This is a genomic window from Stutzerimonas stutzeri (genome assembly GCF_024448955.1).
In the GTDB taxonomy this organism is placed as follows: Bacteria; Pseudomonadota; Gammaproteobacteria; order Pseudomonadales; family Pseudomonadaceae; genus Stutzerimonas; species Stutzerimonas stutzeri_AQ.
The window spans coordinates 49,598-76,160 of the sequence record NZ_JAMOIH010000013.1 but is presented as its reverse complement, the minus strand read 5'-3'; the positions used below and the strand labels follow the sequence as shown (position 1 = coordinate 76,160).

The window sequence follows — 26,563 nt, the reverse complement described above, 5'->3', positions numbered from 1 at the left end:
GCCTCGAACCAGCGCTGCGCAAGCAAGCTCGCTCAGGCTGCGGTACGACGCACCTGCACCTCGCTGTACTCAGCTTCTGCACCGTCGCTGAGCTGAATGACGCCGCGTTGCGCCAGCTCACGGGCGCGCCAGTAGAGAAACAGGTCGGTCGGGAAAAACCCATCGCAGTGGCCCATAACCTCGGCCATGGCGCGGGCCAGTGGCATCCAGTCATCGCCGCAGGCCACTGTCAATTCGTGATCGATACGCTGAGAGACTTCGCCGACGAAACGCCCGTCCACCCAGCGACGTATCGCTGCGCTCTCCTGAACGACCGCACGCCATTGGCTGGCGAGTTCGGCGATTCTGCCCGGCTCGACGGTGCGTGGTCGGTAGAGCGTTGCCAGGGCATCCGGCGCGTGCATGGATACCGCCATCCGCGTGCCGACGCGGCTGTCGCCGGTGCCACATACGACCTCCCGAAACGGCAGCGCCGAACCTTCAAGCACCGCTGCCACGCGGGCCAGCATCAGCTGCTCGGAGGCGCTGTCGCCATGCCAAACCGTCACCGGTCGCGACTGGCTGGCCAGCCGCGCCAGAAACTCGGCAGCATCAGCGAGGCCCGTCGCGAAATCCGGACGCGGCGTCAGGCCAGCCGGCCAGACGCCTTCCCAGAACGCCACACGCTCCACGCAAGATAGAGATTCGATATCGGCAAGCGGCCCGACCGCGAGATCGTCGCGCAGGACACGCACCGTCTCGCCGTTGCCTTCGCCCAAGAGCTGCCGGACGCTGTCAGCGGCGAGATCGCCACAGGTGAGATGCCACATGGCGGGCCTCGCAATGGATCAGTCGGGCTTTTTCTTCAGCTTTGGATTGGGGAAGAACTGCACCGCCTGCACCTGCGGGTCGGCGGGTTTCGGCTTGGCCTGGTTGACCCGCGTGCCCAGCTCCGAGGGCACCGACTGCCCTTGGGCGTTGAGGGTATCAGCGTAGCCGCATTCGACGCATTCGCGATGCGGCACGCCGTCGACGTCCCACATCTTGATACTGTCCGACGCGCTGCACGCCGGGCACACCGCGCCGGCGATAAAACGCTTGGTCGTTACTTTCGGCTCGTCAGTCATGCCACTTGCTCCGTCAGGCCGAGGTGGCGTAGTAGGGCGTCGGTGGATGGCTCGCGACCACGGAAATCGACGAACAACACCATCGGCTCCTGCGAACCACCACGCGCCAGGATGGCATCGCGGAAGGCACGGCCGGTCTCGGGGTTGAACACGCCTTCTTCCTCGAAGCGCGAGAAGGCGTCGGACGACAGCACTTCGGCCCACTTGTAGCTGTAGTAACCAGCGGCGTAACCACCGGAGAAGATGTGCGCGAAGCTGTTGGGGAAGCGGTTGCTGGCCGGCGGGCGCATCACCGAGACCTCATCGCGGATACCTTCCAGAACCTCCAGCACGCTGCGACCGTCGCCATGGGTGGCGTGCAGCTCGAAGTCGAACAGCGAGAACTCCAGCTGGCGCACCATCATCAGCCCGGACTGGAAGTTCTTCGCTGCCAGCATCTGCTGCAACTTGTCCTGCGGCAGGCGTTCGCCGGTCTGGTAATGACCGGAGATCAGCGCCAGGCCTTCGGGATCCCAGCACCAGTTCTCCATGAATTGGCTGGGCAGCTCGACCGCATCCCAGGCCACGCCGTTGATGCCCGAGGCGCCAGCGTGTTCGACCTGGGTCAGCAGATGATGCAGGCCATGGCCGAATTCGTGGAACAGAGTGGTGACTTCATCGTGGGTCAGCAGCGCCGGGCGCTCGCCAACCGGTGGGGTGAAGTTGCAGACCAGGTTGGCCACGGGCGTCTGCAGGGTGCCGAGGCAGGTGCGGCGCTTGTCGCGGGCACCATCCATCCAAGCGCCGCCGCGCTTGTTGGCGCGCGCGTAGAGGTCGAAGAAGAAGCGCCCGACGTGCTCGCCGTTTTCGCGGATCTCGAACAGGCGCACGTCCGGATGCCAGCTGTCGAACCTTTCCAGCTCATGAATCTCGATGCCATAGAGGCGCTGGACGATGGCGAACAGCCCGGACAGCACCTTGTCGATGGGGAAGTACTCGCGCAGCTCTTCCTGGTTCAGGCTGTAGCGCTGCTGGCGCAGCTTCTCGCCGAAGTAGCCGACATCCCAACTCTGCAGATCATCCACGCCGTTTTCGGCGGCGAAGGCACGCAGCTCTTGCAGGTCGCGTTCGGCGAACGGCTTGCTGCGCACGGCCAGATCACGCAGGAAGCCCAACACCTGGTCGGTGCTCTCGGCCATCTTGGTGGCCAGCGACAGCTCGGCGTAATTGCCGAAGCTGAGCAGTTTGGCCAGCTCCTGGCGCAGGTCGAGGATCTGCTCCATCACCGGACCGTTGTCGAACTGACCGGCGTTCGGACCTTGATCGGAAGCGCGGGTGGAATAGGCGACGTAGACCTCTTCGCGCAGCGAGCGGCTGTCGGCGTACGTCATCACGGCGTAGTAGCTGGGAAACTCCAGACTGATCAGCCAGCCGTCGAGCTCTTTGGCTTTTGCAGCTTCGGCCATCTGCGCCTTGGCCGAATCGGTGACGCCAGCCAGCAGGCTTTCATCCGTGACGTGCTTGGTCCAGGCCTGAGTCGCATCGAGCAGCTGGTTGGAGAACGTGCTGCCCAGCTCGGCGAGCTTCATCTGGATAGCGCCGAAACGCTGCTGTTCGGCCGGCGGCAGGTCGATGCCAGACAGACGGAAGTCGCGCAGGGCGTGCTCGATGATGGTCTTCTGCGCGACGTCGAAGCCTTCAGCCTCGGCGCTCAGCGACAGTGTCTGGTAGGCGGCGAACAGGTCGGCATTCTGCCCGAGTTCCGTGGCGTACGCGGACAGCTTGGGCAGGCAGGCCTCGTAGGCGGCGCGCAATTCGGGATTGTTGCGTACCGAATTCAGATGGCTGACCGGGCCCCAGGCACGGCTGAGGCGCTCGTTCATTTCATCCAGGCCGACCACCAGTGTCGACCAATCGAGGCTTTCCGCCGGACGGCTGAGCAGTTCCTGCAAAGCGACGCGGTTGTCGCCGAGGATGCTGTCCACGGCCGGTTCGACGTGCTCGGGGCGAATCTCGGAATAGGGCGGCAGGTCGAAATCGCGAAGCAGCGGATTGGTAGCGGTCACGGCATTGGCCCTTTCAGATGGATACCTGCGGCATGTTAAAGGCAAATGGCCGACCGCGCAGCCAGGGATCGGAGCGATAGGCGGGGGCTATGGGCGGCGCGCTCGTAGAAGCCAGTTCGCTGGCGATCCCGTTTGCGAGCGACGTGGCCAGTGAACACTTCGGGAAGGTCTCGAAGGCTACGCGTGAGCTTCTCTGCTGAGCAGATCGGCAACCCACTGATTGATGCTCTTGTGAGATAACGCAGCCTTTAAGGCGACGGAGGCATGCAGCTCTGGCTCCAGACGCAGGCTCAGCTTGCCGGAGTACGGCTTCTGCGGGGAGCGATCCAACTTGGCGCACGTAGCCAGGTAATCGTCCACGGCCTCTTCGAAGGCGTCGCGCAGCTCCTGTACGGATTCCCCATGAAACCCCACCACGTCGCGAATACCCGCGATATGCCCAACGAACAGGCCGTCTTCGTCGCTGTACTCGATACGGGCGGCATAGCCCTTGTAATTCATGGCTTTCATGGCGTCACTCCTGCTTGTTCAAGGAAGGCTCGCGCATCGCGTACCTGATAGGGCTTGGCTTCCTTGTCTGGGTGCGGCCGATGGAAGGTACCGACCACACCATTCAGCTCGAAGCGGACACGAGAGCCGTTGCCTTCGATGGTTCGGGCACCCGCTGCCACAAACAGGGCTTCGATGCGCAACCATTCCAGCGAGCTCGGCACCGGTTTGGCGAAAATGGCTTTGAGTGTGCTGAGCTGCCTCTGTTCATGGTGTCAGATTTTAATACCATATTGCGGTGTTACAACCTTACGAAAGCACTCACGAAGAAGGGCTGCCATGCGCACCGCCCTCGTCCTTCACCGGCTCCTCTTCCCGCTGCGCATAGCGCTGGGCGAGCACCGCGCAGACCATCAGTTGGATCTGGTGGAAGATCATCAGCGGCAAGATGATGGTGCCCACCGCGCTGGTGGCGAACAGCACCTGCGCCATGGGCACGCCGGTGGCCATGCTTTTCTTCGAGGCGGCGAAGAGGATGGTGATGCGGTCTTCCAGATTGAACCCCAAGCGCTTGCCGAGAAAATGCGTGGCCCAGAGCACGATGGCCAGCAACAGGCAGCAGACCAGCGTCAGCGCCAGCAGCCGCGACAGCGGTATCAGCTGCCAGAGGCCCTCGACCACCGCATCGCTGAACGCGGTGTAGACCACCAGCAGGATGGAGCCCTGGTCGACGGTTTTCAGCCAGCCCTTGTTGCGCGTCACCCAGGCGCCGATCCAGCGCCGTGCGAACTGCCCGGCGACGAAGGGCACCAGCAGCTGCAGCACGATCTTGCCGATGGAGTCGAGCGTCGACCCGGCTTCGCCTTCAACGCCCAGCAACAGCATCACCAGGATCGGCGTGAGGAAGATGCCAAGCAGGCTGGAGGCCGCCGCGCTGCAGATCGCCGCCGGGATGTTGCCGCGCGCCAGCGAAGTGAAGGCGATGGCCGACTGCACGGTGGCGGGCAGGGCGCAGAGGTAGAGGATGCCCAGGTACAACTCGGTGCCGACCAGCGGCGTCAGCAGCGGCTTGAGCGCCAGGCCCAGCAGCGGAAACATCACGAAAGTGCAGGCGAAGACCAGCAGATGCAGGCGCCAGTGGCCGGCACCGGCGAGAATCGCTTCGCGCGACAGCTTGGCGCCGTGCATGAAGAACAGCAGGGCGATGGCCAGGGTTGTGGCCCAGCCGAAGATCACCGCGCCTTGGCCTTCGCAAGGCAGGAAGGTGGCGATGGCAATGACCGCCAGCAGGGCGAGGGTGAAGTTATCGAATAGCAGGCGCAGATGGGCCATGGCGAAAATCCTTGTAGCTTGCAGACAACAGGCCGCGACCTTATCGTGACCGGAATTTTCCGACTAACGCCAGGCAGGCACTAAATGTCGCCAATCGGACAAGAGGCTGCGCTGATCGCCCGCCTCGGTGAACTCCGGCAACTGCCACGACCGGTCTATGGCCAGCTCGATTCGCCACCCAACCTCAAGCTCGGCTATCGCCACAGCCATCCCTGGGTGCAGCTGTCCCACGCGGTGGAAGGCGTACTGGAAGTGCGCACCGACCGCGGTCGCTTCATCGCGCCGCCGCTGCGCGCCGTATGGATTCCGGTAGGGATCACCCATCAGGTGTTCTGCGCGGCGGATACCTGCATCCGCAGCCTGTACATCGACCGCAGCGTGGCCGGCGACACCCCCGAGCGCTGCCGCGTGTTGCAGATCAGCCCGCTGCTGCGTGAACTTATCCAGCACTTCAGCACACTGCCCGAAGCCTATGCCACGGATGGTGCGGAAGGCCGACTGGTGCAGGTATTGCTGGACCAGCTGGGCAGCGCACCGGAGATCGAACTGGTGCTGCCGCTGCCAGCCGAACCGCGCCTGCGCCAGCTGTGCAAACGCCTGCAGAACCATCCCGACTCCCGCGAAAGCCTCGCCGACTGGAGCCAGGCGCTGGACGTTTCGGAACGCACCCTGAGCCGGCTGTTCCTGCGCGAAACCGGCCTGACCTTCCGCGCCTGGCGGCAACGCCTGCGGCTGCTCAGCGCGCTGCCGGCACTGGAGCGTGGCGAGCGGGTCACCGACGTGGCACTGAGCTGCGGCTACGAATCGCTATCGGCCTTCATCGCCGCGTTTCGCGAGCAGTTCGGCGCCACGCCCGGCGAGTTCTTTCGCGATGCCCGGCGAGAGAATCAGCCATAAGCTTTCACGCCAAGGAGGTTTTGCTCTGCTTGGCGTTCACTCATCACAGGAGTCAGCCATGTCCATTCGTACCTACCAGAACCACACGCCGAAGCTCGGCGAGCGCGTATTCGTCGACCCCAGCGCCGTGCTGATCGGCGATATCGAGATCGGCGAAGACAGCTCGGTCTGGCCGCTGACGGTGATCCGCGGCGACATGCACCGCATCCGCATCGGCGCGCGCAGCAGCATCCAGGACGGCAGTGTGCTGCACATCACCCATGCCGGCCCGTTCAACCCGGACGGTTTTCCGCTGATCATCGGCGACGAAGTGACCGTCGGCCACAAGGTCACCCTGCACGGCTGCACTCTGGGTAGTCGCATCCTGGTAGGTATGGGTTCGATCGTCATGGACGGCGCCGTAGTCGAAGACGAAGTCATCATCGGCGCCGGCAGCCTGGTGCCGCCGGGCAAGACGTTGGAAAGCGGCTTTCTCTATGTCGGTAGTCCAGTGAAACAGGCCCGTCCGCTGACCGAAAAGGAACGCAGCTTCTTCAGCTATACCGCTGGCAACTATGTGAAATTGAAGAATCTGCATATGGCGGAAGGCGTCTGAAATCGCCTCTGTACCACCACCGGATCAGGAGGGAAAGCTAAAAGCTTCGCGAGCAAGCTCGCTCCTACAAGAGCGCGGTACCGCACCGAACCTGTAGGAGCGAGCTTGCTCGCGAACCGCTCGCCGGGCACCGTTTGCCCTGACGCCGATCGGTACGGGACAATCGACAGCCATCCAGCTGCTGACCTTCCTTCATGCACCAGTCCACCATCCTCTTCGACCTCGACGGCACCCTTACCGACCCGCGCGAGGGCATTACCCGGTCGATCCAGCATGCGCTGGCTAGGCTCGGCATCGACGAGCCTGACCTGAAAAAGCTCGAACCCTTCATCGGCCCGCCGCTGCTGCAGGCGTTCATGGAGTTCTATGGCTTTGACGAGGCCCGCGCATGGGAAGCGGTGGGGCATTACCGTGAGCGCTTCAAGGTCACCGGCCTCTATGAAAACCTTCTGTTCGACGGCGTGCTGGAGATGCTCGAACACCTACGCGGTCAGGGCCGCACACTCTATGTCGCCACCTCCAAGCCCTCGGTGTTCGCGCGCGAGATTGCCCGGCATTTCGCCTTCGATCACCACTTCAAGGTGATCTACGGCAGCGAGCTGGATGGCACCCGCACCAACAAGGTCGAACTGATCGCGCACCTGATCGCTGAAGAACGGCTGGAAGCCGCGCAGACGCTGATGATCGGCGACCGCAAGCACGACCTGATCGGCGCGCGTGAAAACGGTTTGCAGGCCGCCGCCGTGGGCTACGGCTTCGGCAGCCATGCCGAACTGATGGCCGAGTCGCCCGCCTACTATTACGCCACGCTTCCGGCGTTGCGAGCGGCGTTCAGCTAAGAGCCTGTTCACGATCTCGCGAGCTAGAGACCTGCAAGGCAAAAACAGGCGAGGAAGCGGACTGGGCTCGCACTCGAGTTTACTGGTGTAAATGAGCATTCCGACTGGGCTCGCATCCGAGCCTGTTTTTAACGCAGCAGGGCCGACGCGCAGCAGATCGTGAACAGGCTCTAAGACGTCTGGTCGCGCTCAGGGCCGAAGGTCACCGGAGGCGAGCCATCGGCGTTGATCTGTTCGACACGCAGCGGCCGGCCCTCGGCGTCGAGGCGAATGCGGCCGATACCGGCGCCGTTCCACAATCGCTCACCGGATCGGCTGCGGCTCGGCAGCCAGGGCTGGACCCGCACGCGGCGGCGCTTGGTGAACCAGTTCAGCGGCGAGCGCGGCGAATAGAGCCAGCGGTTGAGCCGGTCGAACAAGTCCAGCAGGCGACGGGGAAACTCGTTCTTCACCCCGCTGCTGGTGATCTGCCACAGCCGTGGCCCTTCGGTACGACCGCGGATGTGCACCTCATAGGCGAACGAATAGTGCACGTCGCCGGACAGGATCACGTAGTTACCCGGCGTACGCGTATGGCGAAAGATGTTGAGCATGGTCTGCGCCGCACCGCGATGGGCCATCCAGTTTTCCGCATCGACCAGCAATGACTGCCCGGCCCAGCTGAACACCCGCTGCACGGTCTCGATCAGCTTGACGCCGAACATCGGTGTCGGCGAAACGATGACCACCGATCGCTGATCGAGCAGGTGCTGCTGAAGGTCGGTGAGCGCTTCCCAGTCCATCAGACCCGACGGCCGGCTCAGGTGGAGTTCGCTGCGCCAGCGCCGGGTGCGAGTGTCGAGCACCACCACCGCCGGTTCGCTGGGCAGTACGTAGCCCCAATCGCCGCGTTGCAGCACCTCATCCACCATTTCATTCTGCAGCGCGCAGTCGAGTCGCCCGTCCTCGCCGCTTGCCAGTAACGCCTCGATGGCCTGCAGCGGCGCCGCGTAATCCTCGGGGACATTGCCCCAGGCCTGGCACAGCAGGTAGCCGAGCAGCGCATTGCCGAGGATGCGTCGCGAAAAGGGATGGCCATAGGCGGTCTGTTCCCAGCGGGCGCTGAGATTCCAATCGTCGGTGACGTCGTGATCGTCGAAGATCATCAACGACGGCAGATGTGCCAATGCGCGCGCGACCGGCGGCAGGCCTGCCCGGAAGGCCTCGATGCAACTCGCCTCGCGAGACCAGCGTTCGGCCAGTTTCTCGTCCAGGGGCGGTGTCTGCACGTCGATCAGACGCCAAGGTACGGGCGACCAGACCAGCAGGTACATCGCCAGCACCTCGGCCAGCGTCACCAGGTGGTTATGCGCGTTGGCGGTGGTGAACACCGGCTTCTCGACGCCGCCAAAGAAGCGCTCACGTAACGCCTCGTTGGACTTGAATGCTGGCAGCAACTGCTCGCGTCGGTAGTAGGTGGCCGGATGCGCCATCAGCTCATCGCTGTCGGCGACGGTCGCGCCTTCCAGGCATTCGCCATAAAGCCCGAGCCGGCGGATCAGCGCGTGGATAGCGACCAGCGTCGGCCCGGCGACATCGTCGACGTAGACCTGATCGCCGGTCATCAGCAGCGCGGCGGGCCAGCGTTCGGGTGTCTGGCGGGCCTGGGCAATCAGCTCATCGACCTTTACCAGCCCGTCTGCCGATAGGTGATGCGGCTTGCGGCAGGAGCCGTGCAGCAAGTCATCGTGGCGCGAGCGGATGACGAAGGCCGGTCGGTCGGCGCCGTCGTGAAGCAGATGCGGCGCCCACTCGGCAATCGTCTGTTCGACACCATCGCGTAGGATCAGCATGTCGTATTCGACTAGCCGATCGACCGGCAACGGCTCATCCAGGCGCAGGTCGATCAGATGCAACCAGGCCGAAGTGCCGATACGCAGCCGACGGCAGGCCTCGCCGACCAGCGCCAGCGAGCGCGCCGGCTCACCGTCAGGGTGCAGCTCCAGGCGCAACGAAAGCGGCTCGCTGGCAACCAGCCAGAGCACCAGGCGATCGGCCTGCAACCTACGCAACAGAGGCCCGGCGAGCACGGCAGGTAAGGGCGAGGAGTTACTGGGTGGCGTGCGGACGTTCATGCATCGCTCGTGGGAGGCTGGTCAGGGATCAGAGTGTAACCAACCCCGCGGGTTCGCCCGCACCCCGACGCGCAACGAATGCAATCCCGGCGGCGCCCTCATAAGAAGTGGATGAACGGAGCCTTATCCAACCCGCGTGCTTTACCCATCAAGCAAAAGCAGCGCAGTCAGATGCATTCGAATTAAAAAAACGACTAAGGCAGGGCTCGACGTTAACCTGCTGTCAGGCTCGCCGCCGGGACTGTTGTTCGATCTGCATTTGCAGACGATAAAGAAACGCGAACCCCTGATCCCATCGATGATGACCGGACTTCACATTGAGATGTCCGACGCCTGAAAGAATGCTCACCTGACTGCCCCATTGCCGACCGAGCGCTACCGCCCGCTCCGGACTGGCGGCCGCATCGTTGTCCGACCCCACCAGCAGGCTTGGGAATGGCAGGCTCACGACCGGCAGCGGCGCGAAGTTGCGCAGCGGCTCGGGGCAGTCGACACGCTCCACATCCGCCGGTGCGACGAGCAGCGCACCGCGCACGCGCGACAACGCCTCGCGTGATGCACTGGCTGCCCAGTGCGCCACGGTCACGCAGCCCAGGCTATGGGCGATCAGCACCACCGCTCCCGATACAGACGCGACGCTACGATCGAGCTCGCTGACCCACGCCTGACGTTGCGGCAGCAGCCAATCGTCCTGCTCCACGCGTCCTGAGTTGGGCAGTGTGCGTTGCCAATGGCTCTGCCAGTGGTCGTCTGGTGAGCCCTGCCAACCCGGCACGATGAGGTAGTGAATGGTCTCGCTGGTCATAATCGTCGCTCCTATAAGCCTCCCGAGCGCGCAGGCTAAGCCAGGCAGATCAAAACTTAAAAGAATAAGAATTCATTTGATTATTCCTGAAAGCAGAGTCCCGAGGTGTTGAGAGTGCTGCATTTTTATTCCATAAATGCATATAAATGTTCTTAAACAATATTTTAAAGAATATTCAGACGCCCCTTATGATTCGCCGGACCCCGGTTCGAGCCGTCGCGCCGCCCGGTGGTCGCACCCGGCAGAGGAAACAACAATGACAACCACGCTTCGTACGCCAAAAGTCCAGGACGACGCAGTCATCCTGGATGAGATCCGCAGCGCGTTGCATGACCTTAAGTTCGGCTCGGTGGAGATCACCCTGCACAACGGCCAAGTCGTGCAGATCGAGCGCAAGGAAAAAATCCGCCTGCAGCCATCCGGCAAACAGGCCTGAACCCAACCCACCCCGACCGGACCACCGGAGGGCGTGACATGAGCACACGACAGGAAAGCCCGACCATGTACACGCCAAGCCAATACCTGCTCCCGACGTATCGCTGTCGTTGCCGAATGCGCAGCTGACACACCCGCTTCGTTACCGATACCCGTTACGTCAACGCATCCACTGGGATGCGCCAAGGAGTCTTCATGTCCATCGGAAAATCTCTTCTGGCCGTTCTGGTCAGCGCCCTCATCGCCGGTCAGGCGCTTGCCGCCGATTCTCTACTCAACGTGTCCTACGACCCGACCCGCGAGCTGTACGTCGACTTCAACGCCGCTTTCAACAAGCACTGGCAGGCGCAAGGCCATGAGCCGCTGCGCGTCCAGCAGTCCCATGGCGGCTCGGGCAAGCAAGCCCGCGCGGTCATCGACGGCCTGCGCGCTGACGTAGTGACGCTGGCGCTGGCCGGCGACATCGACGAGCTGCACCGGATCGGCAAGCTAATCCCCGCCGACTGGCAGAGCCGCCTGCCGGAGGCCAGCACGCCCTATACCTCGACCATCGTGTTCCTAGTGCGCAAGGGTAATCCGAAAGGCATCAAGGACTGGGACGACCTGATCAAGCCCGGCGTCGAAGTGATTACCCCGAACCCGAAAACCTCCGGCGGCGCACGTTGGAACTTCCTCGCCGCCTGGGCCTGGGCCCAGCAGGCATACGGCAGCGAGGAGAAGGCGCAGGCGTATGTCGAGCAGGTCTACAAGCAGGTGCCAGTGCTCGATACCGGCGCGCGTGGCTCGACCATCACCTTCGTCAACAACGGCATCGGCGACGTGCTGCTGGCTTGGGAAAACGAGGCCTTCCTGGCGCTCAAGGAGCAAGGCGGCGACCAGCTCGAAATCGTCGCACCGTCGCTGTCGATCCTCGCCGAGCCGCCGGTCGCGGTTGTCGACAAGAACGTCGAGCGCAAGGGCACCCGTGAGGTGGCCGAGGCCTACCTGAACTATCTCTACAGCGACGAGGGCCAGCGCATCGCCGCCAAGCACTTCTATCGGCCACGCAACCAGGCGGTCGCTGCTGAGTTCGCCGAGCAGTTCCCTGCGCTGAAGCTGGTGACCATCGATGACGACTTCGGCGGCTGGAAGGCCGCGCAGCCTAAGTTCTTCAATGATGGCGGCCTCTTCGACCAGATCTATCAAACCGAATGAAGCGACTGCGCTTGCTCATACTGCGTTGAAGACCGGCTCGGGCCTGCTCATTTACCGCCCGTAAACTCCGCGGCCCTCGCCGGTCTTCGCCTTGTCTGAGCTGCGCTCGTAACGCTTCAGCCGACACATTGCTCGAATAGACAAGGCCGATCCATGTCCCGTCAAACCTCCCCCGTCATACCCGGCTTCGGGCTGACGTTGGGTTACACCCTGGTGTACCTCAGCCTCCTGGTGCTGATCCCCCTGGGTGCCATGTTCGTTCATGCGGCGCAGCTGACCTGGGCTGAGTTCTGGGCGATCATTACCGCCCCGCGCGTGGTCGCCGCGCTGAAGCTGAGCTTCACGACCGCCTTCATCGCCGCGCTGATCAATGGTGTGATCGGCTCGCTGCTGGCCTGGGTGCTGGTGCGTTATCGCTTCCCCGGCCGCAAGATCATCGAGGCGATGATCGACCTGCCCTTCGCACTGCCCACCGCCGTGGCCGGCATCGCCCTTACCGCGCTTTATGCACCGAACGGGTTGATTGGCCGGCTGGCCGCCGAGCTGGGTTTCAAGATCGCCTACACGCCCATCGGCATCACGTTGGCGCTGACCTTCGTCACCCTGCCGTTCGTGGTTCGCACCCTGCAGCCGGTGCTCGCCGACATCCCGCGTGAAGTCGAGGAAGCCGCCGCGTGCCTGGGCGCCAAGCCGCTGCAGATCGCCCGTCACGTGCTGTTGCCGGCACTGTTGCCAGCCTGGCTGACGGGGTTTTCTCTGGCCTTTGCCCGCGGCGTCGGCGAGTACGGCTCGGTGATCTTCATCGCCGGCAACATGCCGATGAAAACCGAGATCCTGCCGCTGCTGATCATGGTCAAGCTCGACCAGTACGACTACCACGGCGCCACGGCCATCGGCGTGCTGATGCTGCTGGTGTCCTTCGTTCTGCTGTTGGCGATCAATCTGCTGCAACGGAGGATTTCTCATGGCTGAGATGACCACCACGACCCTGTCCGCCCCGCTGGCCGCCAAAACACGCCAGGGCAACCCGCTGGCGCGGCGCCTGCTGATCATCGCCGCTTGGCTGACCTTTGCGCTGTTTTTGCTTTTGCCGCTGCTGGTGGTGCTGAGTGAAGCGTTGAAGCTCGGCCTGGGTACCTTCTTTGGCTCGATTTTCGAAACGGACGCCCTCGCCGCGCTGAAACTCACGCTGCTCGCGGTTGGCATTTCGGTGCCGCTCAATCTGGTGTTCGGCGTGGCCGCGGCCTGGTGCGTGAGCAAGTACGAATTCACTGGCAAGAGCCTGCTGGTAACGCTGATCGACCTGCCTTTCTCGGTCTCACCGGTGATTGCCGGGCTGATCTACGTGCTGCTGTTCGGCGCCCAGGGCTTCTTCGGCGAATGGCTGGCCGACCGCGACATTCAGATCATCTTCGCCCTGCCCGGCATCGTGCTGGCCACGGTGTTCGTCACCGTGCCCTTCGTCGCTCGCGAGCTGATTCCGCTGATGCAGGAACAGGGCACGCAGGAGGAAGAAGCGGCGCGTCTGCTCGGCGCCAACGGCTGGCAGATGTTCTGGCACGTGACCTTGCCCAATATTCGCTGGGGCCTGATCTACGGCGTGGTGCTCTGCACCGCGCGGGCGATGGGCGAATTCGGCGCAGTATCGGTGGTGTCCGGGCATATTCGCGGCTACACCAACACCCTGCCGCTGCACGTCGAGATTCTCTACAACGAATACAACCACGTCGCCGCCTTCAGCGTGGCCAGCCTGCTGTTGTTGCTGGCGCTGCTGATCCTGCTGCTCAAGCAGTGGAGCGAGTCCCGTCTTCAACGCCTCAAAGCCAACGCTGGCGAGGAATAGCCATGTCCATAGAAGTGAGCAATGTCAGCAAGCAGTTCAATCGGTTCAAGGCCCTGAACGAGATCGACCTGAACATCGCCAGCGGCGAACTGGTCGCCCTGCTCGGTCCATCCGGCTGCGGCAAGACCACCCTGCTGCGGATCATCGCCGGCCTGGAAACCCCCGACAGTGGCCGCATCGTCTTCCACGGAGAGGACGTTTCCGGGCGTGACGTGCGCGATCGCAACGTCGGCTTCGTGTTCCAGCATTACGCGCTGTTCCGCCACATGACGGTGTTCGACAACGTCGCCTTCGGTCTGCGCATGAAACCGCGCCGCGAGCGCCCCACCGAAAGCCGGATCAAACAGAAGGTCCACGAACTGCTCGATCTGGTGCAGCTCGATTGGCTCGCCGATCGCTACCCAGACCAGCTCTCCGGTGGCCAGCGCCAGCGCATCGCCCTGGCCCGCGCCCTGGCGGTGGAACCCAAGGTGCTGCTACTCGACGAACCCTTTGGCGCGCTGGACGCCAAGGTGCGCAAGGAGCTGCGCCGCTGGCTGGCGCGCCTGCATGAGGAGGTGCATCTGACGTCGGTATTCGTCACCCACGATCAGGAAGAGGCGATGGAAGTCGCCGACCGCATCGTGGTGATGAACAAAGGTGTGGTCGAGCAGATCGGTTCGCCAGCCGAGGTCTACCGGCAACCGGCCAGCGATTTCGTCTATCACTTCCTCGGCGACGCCAATCAGATGCAGATCGGTGAGCGGCAGGTGCTCTTTCGCCCGCACGAGATTCATCTGTCTCAGGACATGGTCAACGACCACCAACCGGCAGAAGTCCGCGACATCCGACCGCTGGGCGCCGTCACCCGCGTCACGCTCAGGGTCGCCAGTCAACAACAGCCCATCGAGGCGGAAGTCGCCCATGATCACGCCAGCCTGATCGACCTTGCCCGGGGCGCAACGCTGTTCTTCAAGCCGGCCATCGCGGTGGCGCCGCCGCGGTGATTCCGTGCAGAAAGAATTCGCGCATAAAAAAGACGCGCCCAAGAGGCGCGCCAAGTTTCAAGCGCACGCGCTGTCTATTTAATCTGGCCTATCAAATCCCGACGGATCAGGGTCTTGATCTTGACCAGATGGTCATCCTCTTGGTCCTTCGCCTTTTTAAAGCCTTTGGCGATGTTCGGATGGCCGCCTGCTTCGGCCAGTTCGATGAGCAGCTCCCAGGCGGCGTTGTCTTCGAGTTCGATGGTGAGCAACGCGCCCATGCCTTGGGCGAGATTGGTGCGCGGATCGGTAAGCACCTGCATGACGCCCATGGACTTCACCGCAGCGACATCGGCGCAAGGCGTCTGCGCCGTCGGGTCGGCGCCCAGCGTCTCGATCGCCTCGGCGACCATGTTCATGTGCTCGAACTCTTCGTCACGAATGTGCTGCAGCACCTGGATCAGGTCCGACTCTGCCGTGCCCAGCGCTTTGGCTTTGGCGATCATCGCGTCATACAGACGCACGCCGCTGCGCTCGAATGCCAGCCGCTCGCCAAGCTTGTCGACCAGCAGTTCCGGGCTCTTGCCCAGTGCCATGTCAAAGGTGGACTTGAGCATGCCCTTGGCCGAACCGGGGACTGGCACCGAACCGATACGGTCGGCTTCTTCGGCGCGCTTTACGCGCTCGAGCATGATGCCTTTGGAGTCACCCGGAACGTCTGGTTTGATCTGCTCAACCGCCTCGAGCAGGCTCTTGGTGTCCTTCGGGGACATCTGCACCCCGGTGAAGTTGGTACCTAATTTCGCAGCAGTTGCCATGTTCGTTCTCCTCAAGAAGCCTTGCGCCCGCGCATGAGTTCACCACCCGGCGCCCATTGATAACCGGCCGACACGATGTTCGACGCGATGCCCTCAGAGTTGAGCTGGTTGCGGTAATCCAACGAGTTCTGCGGTTCTTCGCTCTTGTCGACGTACTGGGTGCCGCTGGTTCGCAGATTGACCTCGGCAGCGAGGACCTGACGGACAAATTCGCGCTGGCTCTTGAACTCAATCATTTTAGGCAACGAACCTCCGAGAATTTCCGCCGGGTCACGGCGTTCGATGTTCTTGAAGTGCTCGCAGGCGATGTTCAGATGGCCCAACTCGTAATCGAGGAAACGCTCCCACATGTCCTTGATGCGCGGATTGGTTTCCTGCTCGGCGCAGCTGGCGTAGGCGTAGACTTCCATCGCCTCGTGCACCAACCACTTTTCCATGAAGGATTCCTGCGGATCGGCCAACGAGCCGTACTGGGTCACGTGCTGTTCTTCCACCGAGGCAATTTCGGCATACAGCTGACGCGCCAACGGATCGGCGAACAGCGGGCCTATGTTCATGTAGTAATCGTGGGTCTGGAATTCGGCTGCGGTGATCAGTGCGCAGTGAATCTTGGTAATCAGCGCCGCCTGCTCTTTTTCGTAGCTGTCGCGCAAATCGTTCAGGGGATGACGATGGTGCTCGGACGTTTGCCGCCCCGGCACGATGTCGGTGTAGCCCTGCAGGATGTTGTTGGCATCCTTACCTTCGAGGCGGTCGAGCATCGCCGAGTAGCGATACAGGTGATCGAAATCTTCCAGCAGGCCGAAGCGATAGGTCTGCGCCTGATAAGGGTCGGGCTCGGTCTGGGCGACTGCGGCGGTCACCTCGATGGCGACCTGCTCGTAGGCGACGGTGGTTTCCAGCGGCGAGTGGTCGGCTGAAATCAGCCAGTTGATCATGGTTGCCTGATGCTGTTCGACGCGCCGGATCTCGGCGAGCGGGCCGCGCAATTGGCCGGTGATGCGGGCAATACCATGCTTGAGACGCAGCGCATCGATTTCGACGCCGTTCATCAGAATGATCCGCACACGGGTGAAGGCATCGTCGTCGAGCTTGCTGATCGGCTTGCCAGCCATCTCCTTCCAGGTGAACTTCTGCTTTTCGAGCGGCGTGCCCTTGTTATCGAGAATGCCGGATAAATTGTCCATGAAGCCTCCGTTTTTACGGCTTGTATTGAGTAGACGTACGAGCTGAATCACGGGCAGCTGGGGCCGACGTCCTGAAAAATGGACGGATGAAGACAGAAAACAATTCCGCGGTATCGGTGGCGAAAACGCGCGAAGACGACAAGCGGCAGTCGCCAACCCCTTCGAATGAGTTCGGTTAGTAGGCGTAAAACCCTTGTCCTAGCAGGCCTTAAGCGAAGCGGCGTAGGCTTCAGCGAAACGACTCAAGAAGACGCATCCGCTCGTCGGCAGGCAGCCGACCCAGGGCATCGACTCGCGCATAAAAACGCGCCCAATCGCCGCCCACCTGCTCGAACAGCGCGGCGAAGGCCGGCACCCAGCCGTCATACAGGCCGAACGGCAGCAGGCTGGCATTGTTCAATGGCTGAGCCATCCAGCGGTCGAAACGGCGGTCGCCGTTCCAGGCACCGTCACGCAACTGGCGATAGGTCTGGCGCAACCGCATGAACTCGGTCTGCTTCACGGCGCGCATGGCCGATTCGTCCAGGTTGCTGTCATACAGCGTCGCCAGCCGCGCCCGGGTTTCGAGCATGAGCTCGCTGAATTCGGCGGAACGTCTTTGTGCCGCGTCGCTGAGCGGCGGCAAACCGCGACTGGCACGCCATTGGCGCAGGCCCTCGCGCTCGACAAAGGACGCGAAAGATTCGTTGAACGCGGTGTCGCCAGCTACGTACAGCTGCTGATGCGCCAGCTCATGGAAGATCAGCCCGGCCAGACGCTCATCGTCCCAACGCAGCATGGAACTGAGCAGCGGGTCGTCGAACCAGCCCAGCGTCGAGTAGGCCTGCACGCCGCTTACGAGCGTGTCGTAGCCCTCTGCCTTGAGAAATGCCGCCGCCCCCCGTGCCCGCCCCGGCTGGTAGTAGCCGCGGTAGGCCACGCAACCGGCGATCGGAAAACAATGGGTCAGCGGCGCGACGGAAAACTCCTCGGTGGCAAACAGATTCCACACCACGTAGGGCCGCTGAATGTCCGCATAGAGCCGGTAACTGCCGTTATCCGGCAAGGCCAGCGCGCTGCTGGCAAAGGCTCTGGCCTGTAGCACCAAGCTCAGTCGTTGACGCAGCTGTGGGTCGCGTTGGGGGTCGTCGATGATGGCGGCGATGGGCTCACGCTGGCGCAGCAGATCCAGCTGACCGACCGCCAGCTGACCGTAATAGGTGCTGCAGCCATTCAGACCAACGGCCAGCAGCAGCGGAACCCAGCGCACGCTTCGGTTGTCGACAAGGGCGGTTTTCAGCTTCGAAATGAACAAACGCCTGCTCGCATTTGAAGACCTGCTCGGTCGATGCGCTGAGCCTACAACGACATCGAAGCCCACCCAACCACCGAAGGCAGCAAGCCTTCGCAGCCAGACCGCGCCCGCAGCGGTGGAGACCTGTCCATGCGAATCCTGACCCTTGCTCTTGCGCTGTCCACACTCGGCGGTTGCGCCCTGTGGATGCCCCAGCCGGACCCGAACCAGGCCTGGATCGAGCTGGTGCCGCATGACGAAACCGAACTCAAGGCCGTGGCCGTGGATTCGAAGCCGCTGGACGATCACCGATACTTTCAAGTGACGCCCGGCAGCCATCAGCTGGGCATGCGCTACCGCTTCGAGGTGGGGCCGGCCAATGTTGGCGGCGACAGCGAAGCACTGGAACGTGATTGCCGCCTGACGCTGGAATACGACGGTTTCGATGCCGGCGCGCGTTATCGTCTGGTCGCCGGAGGTTACGGTTTCCGCCCCTGGGCGCGGCTGTACGATCAGCATGATCAACTGCTGGCCAAAGCTACCGAGCGCGGCTGCGGCGGTGTCGCCATTCGCTGAGGTCGCTCGGGCCGTTGAAAAAGCACCGCCGCTGGCTCAGGCTCAGGTGACCGTCACAGCAATGGGCTGATGGCGGCCCGCTGGAGGAACTGCCATGCGTCTGCCACTTGTCCTGCTCCTGTCCGTCGGCCTGTCCGGCTGCGCCAGCCCTCTGCCGCCACCCGATCCGAACATGGCCTGGATCGATCTGACCGCACAACCCAGCGACATTTTTATGTCCGATCGGCTGGACGACAAACGCACGCCCGACGGTCGCTATTTCCAGGTCAGCCCCGGCGCGCATGAACTCGAAGCACGCTATGAATTCGAAATCAGTAGCGGCGGAATGGGCATTTTCGGCGAAACCCAATATCTGCGCTGTACCATGGTCATCCGCTATGACGATTTTCAGGCCGGGCGGCGCTACCTGTTTCAGGCGCGCTCGCTGGGCTTCACGCCGCAGGGCTGGCTGCGCGATGAACAGCACAACGTACTGGCCCGTGCCGAAGCGGAGCACTGTTACTGAGCCCGCCCCGCCAGCAGAGAGAAGAGAATATGTCCCGTATCGAACACACCCGTTTTTCCACCCTCGACCTGGCGCCGATCCGCGATGACGGCGATGCCGGCCTCGCCCTGCGCAACGCTCTGGCGCTGGCCCAGCACGTCGAAAAGCTCGGCTTCGAGCGCTTCTGGGTGGCCGAACACCACAACATGGACGGCATCGCCAGTGCTGCCACCTCCGTATTGATCGGCTATCTGGCGGCCGGCACCTCGCGGATTCGCCTGGGCGCCGGCGGGGTAATGCTGCCCAACCACGCGCCGCTGGTCATCGCCGAACAGTTCGGCACGTTGGAAGCGCTCTATCCAGGCCGCATCGACCTCGGCCTGGGTCGCGCGCCGGGTGCCGACCAGTTCACCGCACACGCCCTGCGCCGTGATCGCATGGGCAGCGCCGACGACTTTCCCGCCGACGTCGAGGAGCTGGAGCTTCTGCTCGGCCCGCGTCAGCGCAACCAGCGCGTAATCGCCATGCCCGGCGTCGGCAGCAAGGTGCCGATCTGGCTGCTGGGCTCCAGCCTGTTCAGCGCGCAACTAGCCGCAGCCAAGGGCCTGCCCTATGCCTTCGCCTCACATTTCGCGCCGCGTTATGCGCATGAGGCGATTCGCCTGTATCGGGAAAATTTCCAACCGTCCGAAGTGCTCGACAAACCCTACGTGATGCTTGGCGTGCCGCTGATGGCCGCCGACACCGACGAGCAGGCCGAGTACCTGGCGACCACCGCTTACCAACGCATCCTGGCGCTAATCCGCGGCCAGAGCCTGGTGCTGGTACCACCGGTGAAGAGCATGCAAGGCAAGTGGCTGCCACACGAGCAGGACGCCGTAGGCAACTTCCTCGGCATGGCCTTGATCGGTGGGCCGGAGAAGATCCGCGCGCGGCTGGAGATTCTGCTGGAGCAGACCGGGGCCGACGAACTGATCTTCACCTGCGACTTCTACGAAACCGCCGACCGCCATCGTGCGTTCGAGATTCTTGCCGGGTTGCGGTGAGGGCCTTGGGTAACGGTGGGCTGAAGCGGAACGCCGCCGGCCGGCTCCGTAGGGTGGGCTTCAGCCCACCACCCAGCAAGCCAACAACAATGGCGATCAGCTGTCGGCGAGGCGGAAGCCAACTTTCATCGTGACCTGGAAATGGCCAATCTTGCCGTTCTCGACATGGCCGCGAATTTCGCCGACCTCGAACCATTCGACGTTGCGCAGCGTCTTGCTGGCTTCGGCGATGCCGTTCTGAATAGCTTCATCGACGCTGGTGCGCGAAGACCCGACGATTTCGATCTTCTTGTACGTGTGATGATCCGACATAGATTTCCCCTTCTGATCTGAGGAGCCTCCGCTCGGTGATGACGCATCCTGTCTGATTGAGGCCAGCCTGACGGGCCGGAAGTTCAGCGCAGCGGCCTAATCGAAGCGATTAAAGTGGGCGTACGCGTGGCGTCGTGAACGCGAGCAAGCTCGGTCCTACAAACTGCACTGGCCATTGGTGACAGGCGATAGCCGTAGGGTGGGCTTCAGCCCACCGGTAAGCTCAACCCCGCATGGTGGGCTGAAGCCCACCCTACATGCTCGCGATCCGCATCCACGCGAAGCGGGCCAACCACGTAGATTATTCGAGGCGCCGGTAGCGGTAATGCTGCGGCTTGAACACCTGATTGAAATAACGGCCCAGCGAATCCGCTTCGAGCAGCGCCTGCACCACCTCAGCCGGCACCTGCTCGTAGCGATAGACCGAGCCGTTGTGAAACTCCACCTCCAGCTCCTGCTCGTCGACGTCATAGCCCAGCGAACGCAGGCTGCGCGAGGACACCGCGACACGCTTCATACAGCCGAATCTGGCTGCTGCTTGAAGCCCTCGGCCTGCATCCGCCACAGCGCATCGAATTCACCGCCACGGCGGCGCAGCTCATGCGGCGGGCCGTCCTCGACGATGCGTCCGCCACGCAGCACGATGATCCGGTCGAAGCTCGACAGCGTGGACAGACGATGCGCTACCGCCACCACGGTTCGGCTATGCACCAGGTTGTTCAGCGCCGCCTGAATCTCCGCCTCGGACTGGGTATCGAGCGCCGAAGTGGCCTCATCAAGAATCAGAATCGGCGAATCCTTCAGGAACGCGCGGGCGATACCGAGGCGCTGACGCTGGCCGCCGGAGAGCATCACGCCACGTTCGCCGACCAGCGTGTCGTAACCCTGCGGCAACTCGCGGATGAAGGCGTCGCAGAAGGCGCTGTGTGCAGCTGCGACCACTTCCTCGTCGGTCGCGCCGGGGCGGCCGTAGCGGATGTTTTCGCGAATGCTGCGGTTGAACAACGCGGTTTCCTGCGGCACCACCGCAATCTTCTCGCGCAGGCTGTCCTGGCTGACGCTGCGGATGTCCTGACCGTCGATGAGAACGCGCCCGTCCTTCACGTCATCGAGGCGCTGGATGAGGTTGATCAGCGTCGACTTGCCGGCCCCCGAGGAGCCCACCACGCCGACTTTCTGCCCCGCTGGAATATGCAGGTCCAGGTGCTCGAACACCGCGCCGCGATCGGGATAGCTGAAGCTGATGTTTTCGAAGGTGATGTCGCCCTCGGCCAGCAACAGCTGGGCGTCGCTGTCTTCCAGGCCATGCGGCTGGACGATGATGCGTAGGGTGTCATCGATGGCGCCGATCTGCTGAGTGGCATCCACCAGCGCCAGCGCCAGATCACGCGAGCCGTGCAGGATACGAAAGGTCAGTGCACTGACCAGCACCACGTCACCCGCGGTTACTTCCCCACCGATCCACAGATTGATGGCCCAGATCAACATGCCGCCGGCCATCACTGACAAGCAGATGTCGTGCATCACCCGTGCTTTTTCCAGGTACATCCAGCTGCGCCGCTGGGCGCGGGCTTCATAACCTATCTCGTGAGCCAGGCGTTCGGCCTCACGATCACGCGCGGAGAACGCCTTGATGGTCCAGACATTGGAGACCGCATCGACCAATTCACCGCCGACCCGCGCCGATTGCGCGGCAAACCGCTGATGCTTGGAGCGGCCACGGATGCCGAACCCGGTGATCAGCGCGGCGACGATGGCGACGAACAGGATTAGTGCCACCGCCATGCGTACATCGACGGTGAGCAGCACCACCACCGCACCGATGAAATCGACGATTGGCGGGACGATTTTCCATGCCAGTCCGCCATAAATCGCGCCGGCCGCCTGTCCGACCGCGGAAATGCGGTTACCCAGCGACCCGGCGAAATGCTCGGTGAAATAGCGCATCGGGTGGCCGGTCAGGTGCTTGAACAGGTCGACACGGATATCCACGACGCTGGCCACCACCGTGCGGCAGCCGAGCCAGCCGCCGAGACGCCAGAACACGTTCTCGACAACGATCAGGCTGATGAACAGCCCCAACGGAAGCCAGACGTTGGCGGCGCCTCGATCCGAGCTGCCCTGGGCCATGGCGTCCACCAGCAATTTCATGCCGTACTGCACCGCCACCGCACAACTGGCGGCGCCTATGATCAGCGCCAGCAAGCCGCTGAAATGCCACGGTCGGCCACAGATGTAATGCCAGAGAAAGGCCACCGGCCGGCTTGGAAGCGGCGCCTCCTGAGGCTTCGCTTTGGGCGGCTGGGCCGGTACGTTCATGACAATGCTTCGGCGAGTGGCAGCGTGGCATTGAACTGGCTGAATCTCAGCTGTTGCAGGCGCAGCTCATCGGCCAGCCCCTCGTGCACGCAGCGGTTGCCGTTTTCATCGGGGAAGCCCAACAGCCCGACCGGGCAATGGCGCTCGTCGGTCCAGCCCGGATAGTCGAGCACTGGATACAGGCAGATGCCCTCCACCGGCACACCGCGCTGCATGGCCAGCCCCGCCTGCTCGCTCACGTAGCGCAGCCAGTCGCCGCGCAAGTCGCCCTCGGCACCGGTTTCGGCGATCAGCAAGGGCCGTTTGTAACGCTGCCATATTTCGCTGAGGATGCCTTTGAAAGGCCGATAGTCAGGACTGTCACGCTCGATGGTGCGGCCATCGCCGTGATACCACTGGTTGTTGGAGTAGTAATTGACGCCCAGCACGTCGAGGTATTCCGGCGCACCGCCGAGGCCCGGCCAGATTTCACCGCATAGCATGTCCCAGGCTTCGAACTGCGATTGGCGAAAACGCTCGGCCTCACGCTGCGGCCCGGGGCGGTCGTTGGCCGCCGCTACGTGAATGGCCGGGTCGACCTGGACGAAACGCGCCCGTGGGTCGACGTCGCGGATCGCCTGCATCGCGGCAATGGTGGCGCGCACCAGCTGGTGCTTGAGCTCGAAGCCACGACCGCGCGCCATCGGATTGAAATAGGCTTCGTCGCCACCGGCCCAAGCCCAGAAGGAGATTTCATTGAGCGGCGCATAGAAGGGCACCGTGTCGGTTTCGTCCTTGATCAGCTGCGCCGCCGCCGCTGCGTAACGTGTGAAGCGCTCGACGAACTGTGGGCGCCAGATGTCGATGTCGTCCGGCCAGCCGTAGTGGCACAGATCCCAGATCACCTGGGTGCCGTGCCGCTGCGCGGCCTGCAGCATCGGCAGGAAGCTCGACCAGTCATATTGGCCAGGCGCGCGTTCGATCAGGTGCCAGCGCAGCCCGTCACGTACGCTGCGCAGACCGTGGCGCTGGAGTACGCCATAGTCATGCGCAGCCCAGCGGTCATGGCCGGTCGCTGCCAGCAGATCGAGACGCCGCCCATCGCTACGGCGATGGTTCGAGCATTCGAAGCCGCCCATGAAAAAACTCTTGAACAACGTGGGCTGATGCATCGTACGCCTCGTCTCAGGGTGCTTGTTCGGCCAACGACTGGCTGTGTTCCAAGCTCTCGCCGGCCTCCGGTCCGCGCTCGGCTTCCTCGATGCGCTTGTACAGCGCCAGCGCCTGGCCGACTACCTGATCCATGTTGTAGTACTTGTAAGTGCCGAGGCGGCCAACGAAGGTGACGCCGGGCGTTTCATCGGCGAGCTTCTGGTAGCGCTTGTACAGCTCGGCGTTTTCCGGCCGCGGGATCGGGTAGTAGGGATCGCCTTCAGCCGAGGGGTATTCGTAGGTGATGCTGGTCTTCGGATGGACCTGCCCGGTGAGGTGCTTGTACTCGCTGATGCGCGTATAGGGCACGTCTTCACTCGGATAGTTGACCGTGCCGACCGCCTGGAATTGCTCCTGATCCAGCTGTTTGTGCTCGAATTTCAGCGAGCGATAAGGCAGCTTGCCGAAGCGGTAGTCGAAATATTCATCGATCGGCCCGCAGAAGATCAGGTGGTCGTGCTGCACCTCATCGCGGATCTCGCGGTAGTCGGTGTTGATCATCACCTTGATGTTCGGATGCGCGAGCATCTTTTCGAACATCTTGGTGTAGCCGTATTTGGGCATCTGCTGGAAGGTGTCGGTGAAGTAGCGGTCATCGGTGTTAGTTCGCGTTGGGATGCGCGAGGTCACCGACTTATCCAGCTGCGAGGGGTCCAGGCCCCACTGCTTGCGGGTATAACCGCGAAAAAACTTCTGGTACAGCTCGCGGCCGATACCGTTGATCACCACGTCTTCGCTGGTCTGAATGTCCTCGACCGGCTCGGCGCGGCTGGCGAGAAAGTCCGCCGCTTCCTGTTCAGTGGTCATGTTCAGGCCGTAGAGCTTGTTCAGCGTGGTCATGTTGATCGGGATCGGCACTTCCTGGCCGTCCACCTGCGCCAGCACGCGATGCTCGTACGGGCGCCACTCGGTGAACCGCGAGAGGTAGTCGACGATGCGCTGGGCGTTGGTGTGGAAGATGTGCGGCCCGTAACGATGAATCAGCACGCCGGCTTCATCGTAATGGTCGTAGGCGTTGCCGCCGATGTGTGGACGCCGGTCGACCACCAGCACACGCTTGTTCAGCCCGGCAGCCAGACGCTCGGCCAGCACGCTGCCGGCGAATCCGGCGCCGACGATGAGGTAGTCGAAGCCGCGCCGACGGCTGGAAGAATGATCGCTGGCGCCACCGCCTGCGTGTTCGGGATTGCTGTCTCGCAGGCTCAGATCGCGCATTGCATCTTCTCCTTCATCAGGGCCGAGGTGTGATCCCAGGACATGTCGCCAAGGATCTCGTCAGCGGTTTTCAACAAGCGGTCACGGTCCTGGCTGTCGACCAGCGCTTGCTCCACCGCGGCGATGAAGGCATCGGGGCTGTCAGCGATATGGACGATCTCGGTGTCACCGTAGGTGCGCACCACGTCCCTGATCGGCGTGGATACCACCGGGCAACCGCCGGCCAGGTATTCGGGGGTCTTGGTCGGACTGATGAAGCGTGTCGATTCATTCATCGCGAAAGGCATGATCGCCACGTCCCAGCCCGACAAGTATTTGGGCAACTCGTCGTAGGTCTTGCCGCCCAGGTAGTGAATGTTTTCGCGCTGTGGCAGCTCCGCCGGGTCGATTTTGACCACCGGCCCGATAAGCACGAACTGCCAGTCAGGGCGCTTCTCGGCAACTTCGGCCACCAGTTGGATATCGAAGCGTTCGTCGATCACCCCATAAAAGCCCAGCCGCGGATGCGGGATTTCCGCCTGATCGTCGGGATCGGCCTGGGTCCGGCGGGCCTCGGCGAAATGCGCAACATCGACACTGCTGGGAAAGGCGTGGGCGTTGTCGTGCAGCTCGCGCTTGGCTTCCCAAATGCTGTAGCCGCCAGTGAACACCACGTCGGCACGCTGCAGCAATTCCCGCTCGCGCTCCACCAGCTCGGGCGGCGCGCCGCGAAAGGCGGAGAGTTCGTCCATGCAGTCATAGACGGTGAGCTTGGGCTTCAGATGGCCAGCGTACCCGAGCGCCATCGGCGTGTAGTACCAGAGCATCAGATCGTTGACGCCGAGCTTGTCCAGGTAACCATCGAGCAGGTCGCGCTGGACGCGCAAAGCCGTCTCGCCGCCGCAGCCCTGAGGAAGGCGCGGAATCAGCACCTGCACGCCGTTCTCTTCCGGGCGGACCTCCAGCCAGGGCTGGGCATCCTCGGTGGGAATGGGCTCTTCGAAAAACAGCACGTTGAAGTCCCGCGCGAACCGCGACATCAGGTGCTGCGGACGCTGATAGACGAAGCTCCAGCGAAGATGCGAGAGACACAGCAGAGTCGGAACCTGCTCATCGAAAACGACTTCGGGCGGCGTCTCCTGCTTCTCGGGGGATTTTCCAATCTCGTATTGATAAGGGCCGGCCCAGCTCATGAACACCTCTCGGATCGCGAAATCTTCAGAGTCCGTTCTGCTGCATCGCATTGGCCCGCGCTGCCTGCGCAAACACATAAAAAGTCGGGGCTCGCTGCCTATGACGCTCGTGGCGTACCAAGCGCAGCCCGCGGGCTATGGACGACGCCGGGCAAGCCAAGGTTCCCTTTGCCGGGTTGCTGTGCATGAGCGCGCTCGGCGATGCAGAGTCGAAGGCCGCCGCCGAAGGTTCGTCTGGAGCCTCTGCACCGCGTCTTTTGCTCATCTAGCAGCTATAGAGCCGGCGTGGGTCGTTGCACCTCGACTGTTCG

General features: G+C 62.8%; 28 protein-coding genes. 11 read left to right on the top strand and 17 right to left on the bottom strand.

Features of this window, described 5'->3' with window-relative positions; all coding sequences use genetic code 11:
• Nucleotides 1-32: 32 nt before the first annotated feature.
• From NA645_RS14705 to NA645_RS14680, 6 genes are all read right to left on the bottom strand, one after another.
• Nucleotides 33-809 (bottom strand): DUF1835 domain-containing protein, encoded by a 777-nt coding sequence (locus NA645_RS14705; RefSeq protein WP_256049513.1) that lies wholly within the window; start codon nt 807-809, stop codon nt 33-35.
• Between the two features lie 18 nt (nt 810-827).
• Nucleotides 828-1,106, bottom strand: coding sequence for a YheV family putative zinc ribbon protein (locus NA645_RS14700; protein WP_256049512.1), 279 nt, complete (start codon nt 1,104-1,106; stop codon nt 828-830).
• On the bottom strand, nt 1,103-3,151 hold the full coding sequence (prlC, locus tag NA645_RS14695; RefSeq protein ID WP_256049511.1) for an oligopeptidase A: 2,049 nt from the start codon (nt 3,149-3,151) through the stop codon (nt 1,103-1,105). Before prlC ends, NA645_RS14700 begins: the two co-directional genes overlap by 4 nt.
• Nucleotides 3,152-3,328: 177 nt before the next feature.
• Nucleotides 3,329-3,661 (bottom strand): type II toxin-antitoxin system HicB family antitoxin, encoded by a 333-nt coding sequence (locus NA645_RS14690; protein WP_256049510.1) that lies wholly within the window; start codon nt 3,659-3,661, stop codon nt 3,329-3,331.
• A complete protein-coding gene (locus tag NA645_RS14685) occupies nt 3,658-3,864 on the bottom strand; it encodes a type II toxin-antitoxin system HicA family toxin (protein ID WP_256049509.1) in 207 nt (68 codons plus the stop codon). Before NA645_RS14685 ends, NA645_RS14690 begins: the two co-directional genes overlap by 4 nt.
• A 97-nt stretch (nt 3,865-3,961) precedes the next feature.
• Nucleotides 3,962-4,972: a bile acid:sodium symporter family protein gene (locus tag NA645_RS14680; RefSeq protein ID WP_256049508.1), complete on the bottom strand. Its 1,011-nt coding sequence runs from the start codon at nt 4,970-4,972 to the stop codon at nt 3,962-3,964.
• Nucleotides 4,973-5,056: 84 nt separating this feature from the next.
• Between NA645_RS14680 and NA645_RS14675 the strand changes: the two genes are divergently transcribed.
• The 3 genes from NA645_RS14675 to NA645_RS14665 all read left to right on the top strand — a co-directional run bounded on the left by NA645_RS14675 (nt 5,057) and on the right by NA645_RS14665 (nt 7,303).
• On the top strand, nt 5,057-5,869 hold the full coding sequence (locus tag NA645_RS14675; RefSeq protein WP_256049507.1) for an AraC family transcriptional regulator: 813 nt from the start codon (nt 5,057-5,059) through the stop codon (nt 5,867-5,869).
• A 58-nt stretch (nt 5,870-5,927) separates the two neighbouring features.
• Nucleotides 5,928-6,464, top strand: coding sequence for a gamma carbonic anhydrase family protein (locus tag NA645_RS14670; protein ID WP_256049506.1), 537 nt, complete (start codon nt 5,928-5,930; stop codon nt 6,462-6,464).
• Nucleotides 6,465-6,658: 194 nt separating this feature from the next.
• Nucleotides 6,659-7,303: an HAD family hydrolase gene (locus NA645_RS14665; protein WP_256049505.1), complete on the top strand. Its 645-nt coding sequence runs from the start codon at nt 6,659-6,661 to the stop codon at nt 7,301-7,303.
• Between the two features lie 170 nt (nt 7,304-7,473).
• Here NA645_RS14665 and NA645_RS14660 read toward each other — a convergent pair whose 3' ends face one another.
• Both NA645_RS14660 and NA645_RS14655 read right to left on the bottom strand, forming a co-directional pair.
• Nucleotides 7,474-9,417: an alkaline phosphatase family protein gene (locus NA645_RS14660; protein WP_256049504.1), complete on the bottom strand. Its 1,944-nt coding sequence runs from the start codon at nt 9,415-9,417 to the stop codon at nt 7,474-7,476.
• A gap of 223 nt (nt 9,418-9,640) precedes the next feature.
• On the bottom strand, nt 9,641-10,222 hold the full coding sequence (locus NA645_RS14655) for an alpha/beta hydrolase (protein WP_256049503.1): 582 nt from the start codon (nt 10,220-10,222) through the stop codon (nt 9,641-9,643).
• Between the two features lie 256 nt (nt 10,223-10,478).
• Here NA645_RS14655 and oscA point away from each other — a divergent pair, with 256 nt between their 5' ends.
• From oscA to NA645_RS14630, 5 genes are all read left to right on the top strand, one after another.
• Entirely contained in the window at nt 10,479-10,658 is a 180-nt protein-coding gene (gene oscA, locus NA645_RS14650; protein WP_256049502.1) for a sulfur starvation response protein OscA, read from the top strand.
• Between the two features lie 194 nt (nt 10,659-10,852).
• Nucleotides 10,853-11,851 carry a sulfate ABC transporter substrate-binding protein gene (locus NA645_RS14645; protein ID WP_256049501.1) on the top strand — a complete coding sequence of 333 codons (999 nt, stop codon included), beginning with the start codon at nt 10,853-10,855 and terminating at the stop codon, nt 11,849-11,851.
• Between the two features lie 153 nt (nt 11,852-12,004).
• Complete coding sequence (cysT, locus tag NA645_RS14640) at nt 12,005-12,823, top strand: sulfate ABC transporter permease subunit CysT (protein ID WP_256049500.1); 819 nt, start codon at nt 12,005-12,007, stop codon at nt 12,821-12,823.
• Nucleotide 12,824: 1 nt separating this feature from the next.
• Nucleotides 12,825-13,694 carry a sulfate ABC transporter permease subunit CysW gene (gene cysW / locus NA645_RS14635; protein ID WP_256049576.1) on the top strand — a complete coding sequence of 290 codons (870 nt, stop codon included), beginning with the start codon at nt 12,825-12,827 and terminating at the stop codon, nt 13,692-13,694.
• A gap of 2 nt (nt 13,695-13,696) precedes the next feature.
• Nucleotides 13,697-14,680, top strand: coding sequence for a sulfate/molybdate ABC transporter ATP-binding protein (locus NA645_RS14630; RefSeq protein ID WP_256049499.1), 984 nt, complete (start codon nt 13,697-13,699; stop codon nt 14,678-14,680).
• 74 nt (nt 14,681-14,754) lie between these two features.
• On the opposite strand, the gene NA645_RS14625 is transcribed toward NA645_RS14630, so the two are convergent.
• The 3 genes from NA645_RS14625 to NA645_RS14615 form a co-directional block, all read right to left on the bottom strand.
• Nucleotides 14,755-15,477, bottom strand: a complete 723-nt coding sequence (locus NA645_RS14625; protein WP_256049498.1) for a ferritin-like domain-containing protein — start codon at nt 15,475-15,477, stop codon at nt 14,755-14,757.
• A gap of 11 nt (nt 15,478-15,488) precedes the next feature.
• On the bottom strand, nt 15,489-16,664 hold the full coding sequence (locus NA645_RS14620) for a hypothetical protein (protein WP_256049497.1): 1,176 nt from the start codon (nt 16,662-16,664) through the stop codon (nt 15,489-15,491).
• Between the two features lie 229 nt (nt 16,665-16,893).
• The gene (locus NA645_RS14615) at nt 16,894-17,952 is read right to left on the bottom strand and encodes an aminopeptidase (protein ID WP_256049575.1); all 1,059 of its coding nucleotides are present in this window, start codon (nt 17,950-17,952) and stop codon (nt 16,894-16,896) included.
• Nucleotides 17,953-18,087: 135 nt separating this feature from the next.
• On the opposite strand from NA645_RS14615, the gene NA645_RS14610 reads away from it, so the two are divergent.
• The 3 genes from NA645_RS14610 (at nt 18,088) to NA645_RS14600 (ending at nt 20,043) form a co-directional block, all read left to right on the top strand.
• Nucleotides 18,088-18,513 carry a hypothetical protein gene (locus NA645_RS14610; RefSeq protein ID WP_256049496.1) on the top strand — a complete coding sequence of 142 codons (426 nt, stop codon included), beginning with the start codon at nt 18,088-18,090 and terminating at the stop codon, nt 18,511-18,513.
• A 94-nt stretch (nt 18,514-18,607) separates the two neighbouring features.
• On the top strand, nt 18,608-19,018 hold the full coding sequence (locus tag NA645_RS14605) for a hypothetical protein (protein ID WP_256049495.1): 411 nt from the start codon (nt 18,608-18,610) through the stop codon (nt 19,016-19,018).
• Between the two features lie 29 nt (nt 19,019-19,047).
• Nucleotides 19,048-20,043, top strand: a complete 996-nt coding sequence (locus tag NA645_RS14600; protein WP_256049494.1) for an LLM class flavin-dependent oxidoreductase — start codon at nt 19,048-19,050, stop codon at nt 20,041-20,043.
• Nucleotides 20,044-20,139: 96 nt separating this feature from the next.
• On the opposite strand, the gene NA645_RS14595 is transcribed toward NA645_RS14600, so the two are convergent.
• The 6 genes from NA645_RS14595 to NA645_RS14570 form a co-directional block, all read right to left on the bottom strand.
• On the bottom strand, nt 20,140-20,355 hold the full coding sequence (locus tag NA645_RS14595; RefSeq protein WP_256049493.1) for a dodecin: 216 nt from the start codon (nt 20,353-20,355) through the stop codon (nt 20,140-20,142).
• A gap of 301 nt (nt 20,356-20,656) precedes the next feature.
• The gene (locus NA645_RS14590) at nt 20,657-20,872 is read right to left on the bottom strand and encodes a KTSC domain-containing protein (protein ID WP_256049492.1); all 216 of its coding nucleotides are present in this window, start codon (nt 20,870-20,872) and stop codon (nt 20,657-20,659) included.
• Entirely contained in the window at nt 20,869-22,674 is a 1,806-nt protein-coding gene (locus NA645_RS14585) for an ABC transporter ATP-binding protein (protein WP_256049491.1), read from the bottom strand. Before NA645_RS14585 ends, NA645_RS14590 begins: the two co-directional genes overlap by 4 nt.
• A complete protein-coding gene (locus tag NA645_RS14580; RefSeq protein ID WP_256049490.1) occupies nt 22,671-23,825 on the bottom strand; it encodes a beta-glucosidase in 1,155 nt (384 codons plus the stop codon). The genes NA645_RS14585 and NA645_RS14580 overlap by 4 nt, the downstream gene beginning before the upstream one ends.
• Before the next feature lie 13 nt (nt 23,826-23,838).
• The gene (gene glf, locus NA645_RS14575; protein ID WP_256049489.1) at nt 23,839-25,080 is read right to left on the bottom strand and encodes a UDP-galactopyranose mutase; all 1,242 of its coding nucleotides are present in this window, start codon (nt 25,078-25,080) and stop codon (nt 23,839-23,841) included.
• On the bottom strand, nt 25,068-26,252 hold the full coding sequence (locus NA645_RS14570) for a glycosyltransferase family 1 protein (RefSeq protein ID WP_256049488.1): 1,185 nt from the start codon (nt 26,250-26,252) through the stop codon (nt 25,068-25,070). The genes glf and NA645_RS14570 overlap by 13 nt, the downstream gene beginning before the upstream one ends.
• Nucleotides 26,253-26,563: the final 311 nt, after the last annotated feature.

Excerpts from the sequence above, each read along its gene's own strand:
- NA645_RS14570 (WP_256049488.1), bottom strand. The coding sequence starts at position 26,252 with ATGAGCTGGGCCGGCCCTTATCAATACGAGATTGGAAAATCCCCCGAG.
- NA645_RS14630 (WP_256049499.1), top strand. The coding sequence starts at position 13,697 with ATGTCCATAGAAGTGAGCAATGTCAGCAAGCAGTTCAATCGGTTCAAG.
- NA645_RS14675 (WP_256049507.1), top strand. The coding sequence starts at position 5,057 with ATGTCGCCAATCGGACAAGAGGCTGCGCTGATCGCCCGCCTCGGTGAA.
- NA645_RS14660 (WP_256049504.1), bottom strand. The coding sequence starts at position 9,417 with ATGAACGTCCGCACGCCACCCAGTAACTCCTCGCCCTTACCTGCCGTG.
- NA645_RS14670 (WP_256049506.1), top strand. The coding sequence starts at position 5,928 with ATGTCCATTCGTACCTACCAGAACCACACGCCGAAGCTCGGCGAGCGC.
- NA645_RS14655 (WP_256049503.1), bottom strand. The coding sequence starts at position 10,222 with ATGACCAGCGAGACCATTCACTACCTCATCGTGCCGGGTTGGCAGGGC.
- NA645_RS14645 (WP_256049501.1), top strand. The coding sequence starts at position 10,853 with ATGTCCATCGGAAAATCTCTTCTGGCCGTTCTGGTCAGCGCCCTCATC.
- glf (WP_256049489.1), bottom strand. The coding sequence starts at position 25,080 with ATGCGCGATCTGAGCCTGCGAGACAGCAATCCCGAACACGCAGGCGGT.
- NA645_RS14620 (WP_256049497.1), bottom strand. The coding sequence starts at position 16,664 with ATGGACAATTTATCCGGCATTCTCGATAACAAGGGCACGCCGCTCGAA.
- NA645_RS14585 (WP_256049491.1), bottom strand. The coding sequence starts at position 22,674 with ATGAACGTACCGGCCCAGCCGCCCAAAGCGAAGCCTCAGGAGGCGCCG.
- NA645_RS14690 (WP_256049510.1), bottom strand. The coding sequence starts at position 3,661 with ATGAAAGCCATGAATTACAAGGGCTATGCCGCCCGTATCGAGTACAGC.
- NA645_RS14600 (WP_256049494.1), top strand. The coding sequence starts at position 19,048 with ATGTCCCGTATCGAACACACCCGTTTTTCCACCCTCGACCTGGCGCCG.
- NA645_RS14680 (WP_256049508.1), bottom strand. The coding sequence starts at position 4,972 with ATGGCCCATCTGCGCCTGCTATTCGATAACTTCACCCTCGCCCTGCTG.
- NA645_RS14625 (WP_256049498.1), bottom strand. The coding sequence starts at position 15,477 with ATGGCAACTGCTGCGAAATTAGGTACCAACTTCACCGGGGTGCAGATG.
- NA645_RS14705 (WP_256049513.1), bottom strand. The coding sequence starts at position 809 with ATGTGGCATCTCACCTGTGGCGATCTCGCCGCTGACAGCGTCCGGCAG.
- NA645_RS14605 (WP_256049495.1), top strand. The coding sequence starts at position 18,608 with ATGCGTCTGCCACTTGTCCTGCTCCTGTCCGTCGGCCTGTCCGGCTGC.
- NA645_RS14580 (WP_256049490.1), bottom strand. The coding sequence starts at position 23,825 with ATGCATCAGCCCACGTTGTTCAAGAGTTTTTTCATGGGCGGCTTCGAA.
- NA645_RS14665 (WP_256049505.1), top strand. The coding sequence starts at position 6,659 with ATGCACCAGTCCACCATCCTCTTCGACCTCGACGGCACCCTTACCGAC.
- cysW (WP_256049576.1), top strand. The coding sequence starts at position 12,825 with ATGACCACCACGACCCTGTCCGCCCCGCTGGCCGCCAAAACACGCCAG.
- oscA (WP_256049502.1), top strand. The coding sequence starts at position 10,479 with ATGACAACCACGCTTCGTACGCCAAAAGTCCAGGACGACGCAGTCATC.
- NA645_RS14595 (WP_256049493.1), bottom strand. The coding sequence starts at position 20,355 with ATGTCGGATCATCACACGTACAAGAAGATCGAAATCGTCGGGTCTTCG.
- NA645_RS14700 (WP_256049512.1), bottom strand. The coding sequence starts at position 1,106 with ATGACTGACGAGCCGAAAGTAACGACCAAGCGTTTTATCGCCGGCGCG.
- NA645_RS14610 (WP_256049496.1), top strand. The coding sequence starts at position 18,088 with ATGCGAATCCTGACCCTTGCTCTTGCGCTGTCCACACTCGGCGGTTGC.
- cysT (WP_256049500.1), top strand. The coding sequence starts at position 12,005 with ATGTCCCGTCAAACCTCCCCCGTCATACCCGGCTTCGGGCTGACGTTG.
- NA645_RS14590 (WP_256049492.1), bottom strand. The coding sequence starts at position 20,872 with ATGAAGCGTGTCGCGGTGTCCTCGCGCAGCCTGCGTTCGCTGGGCTAT.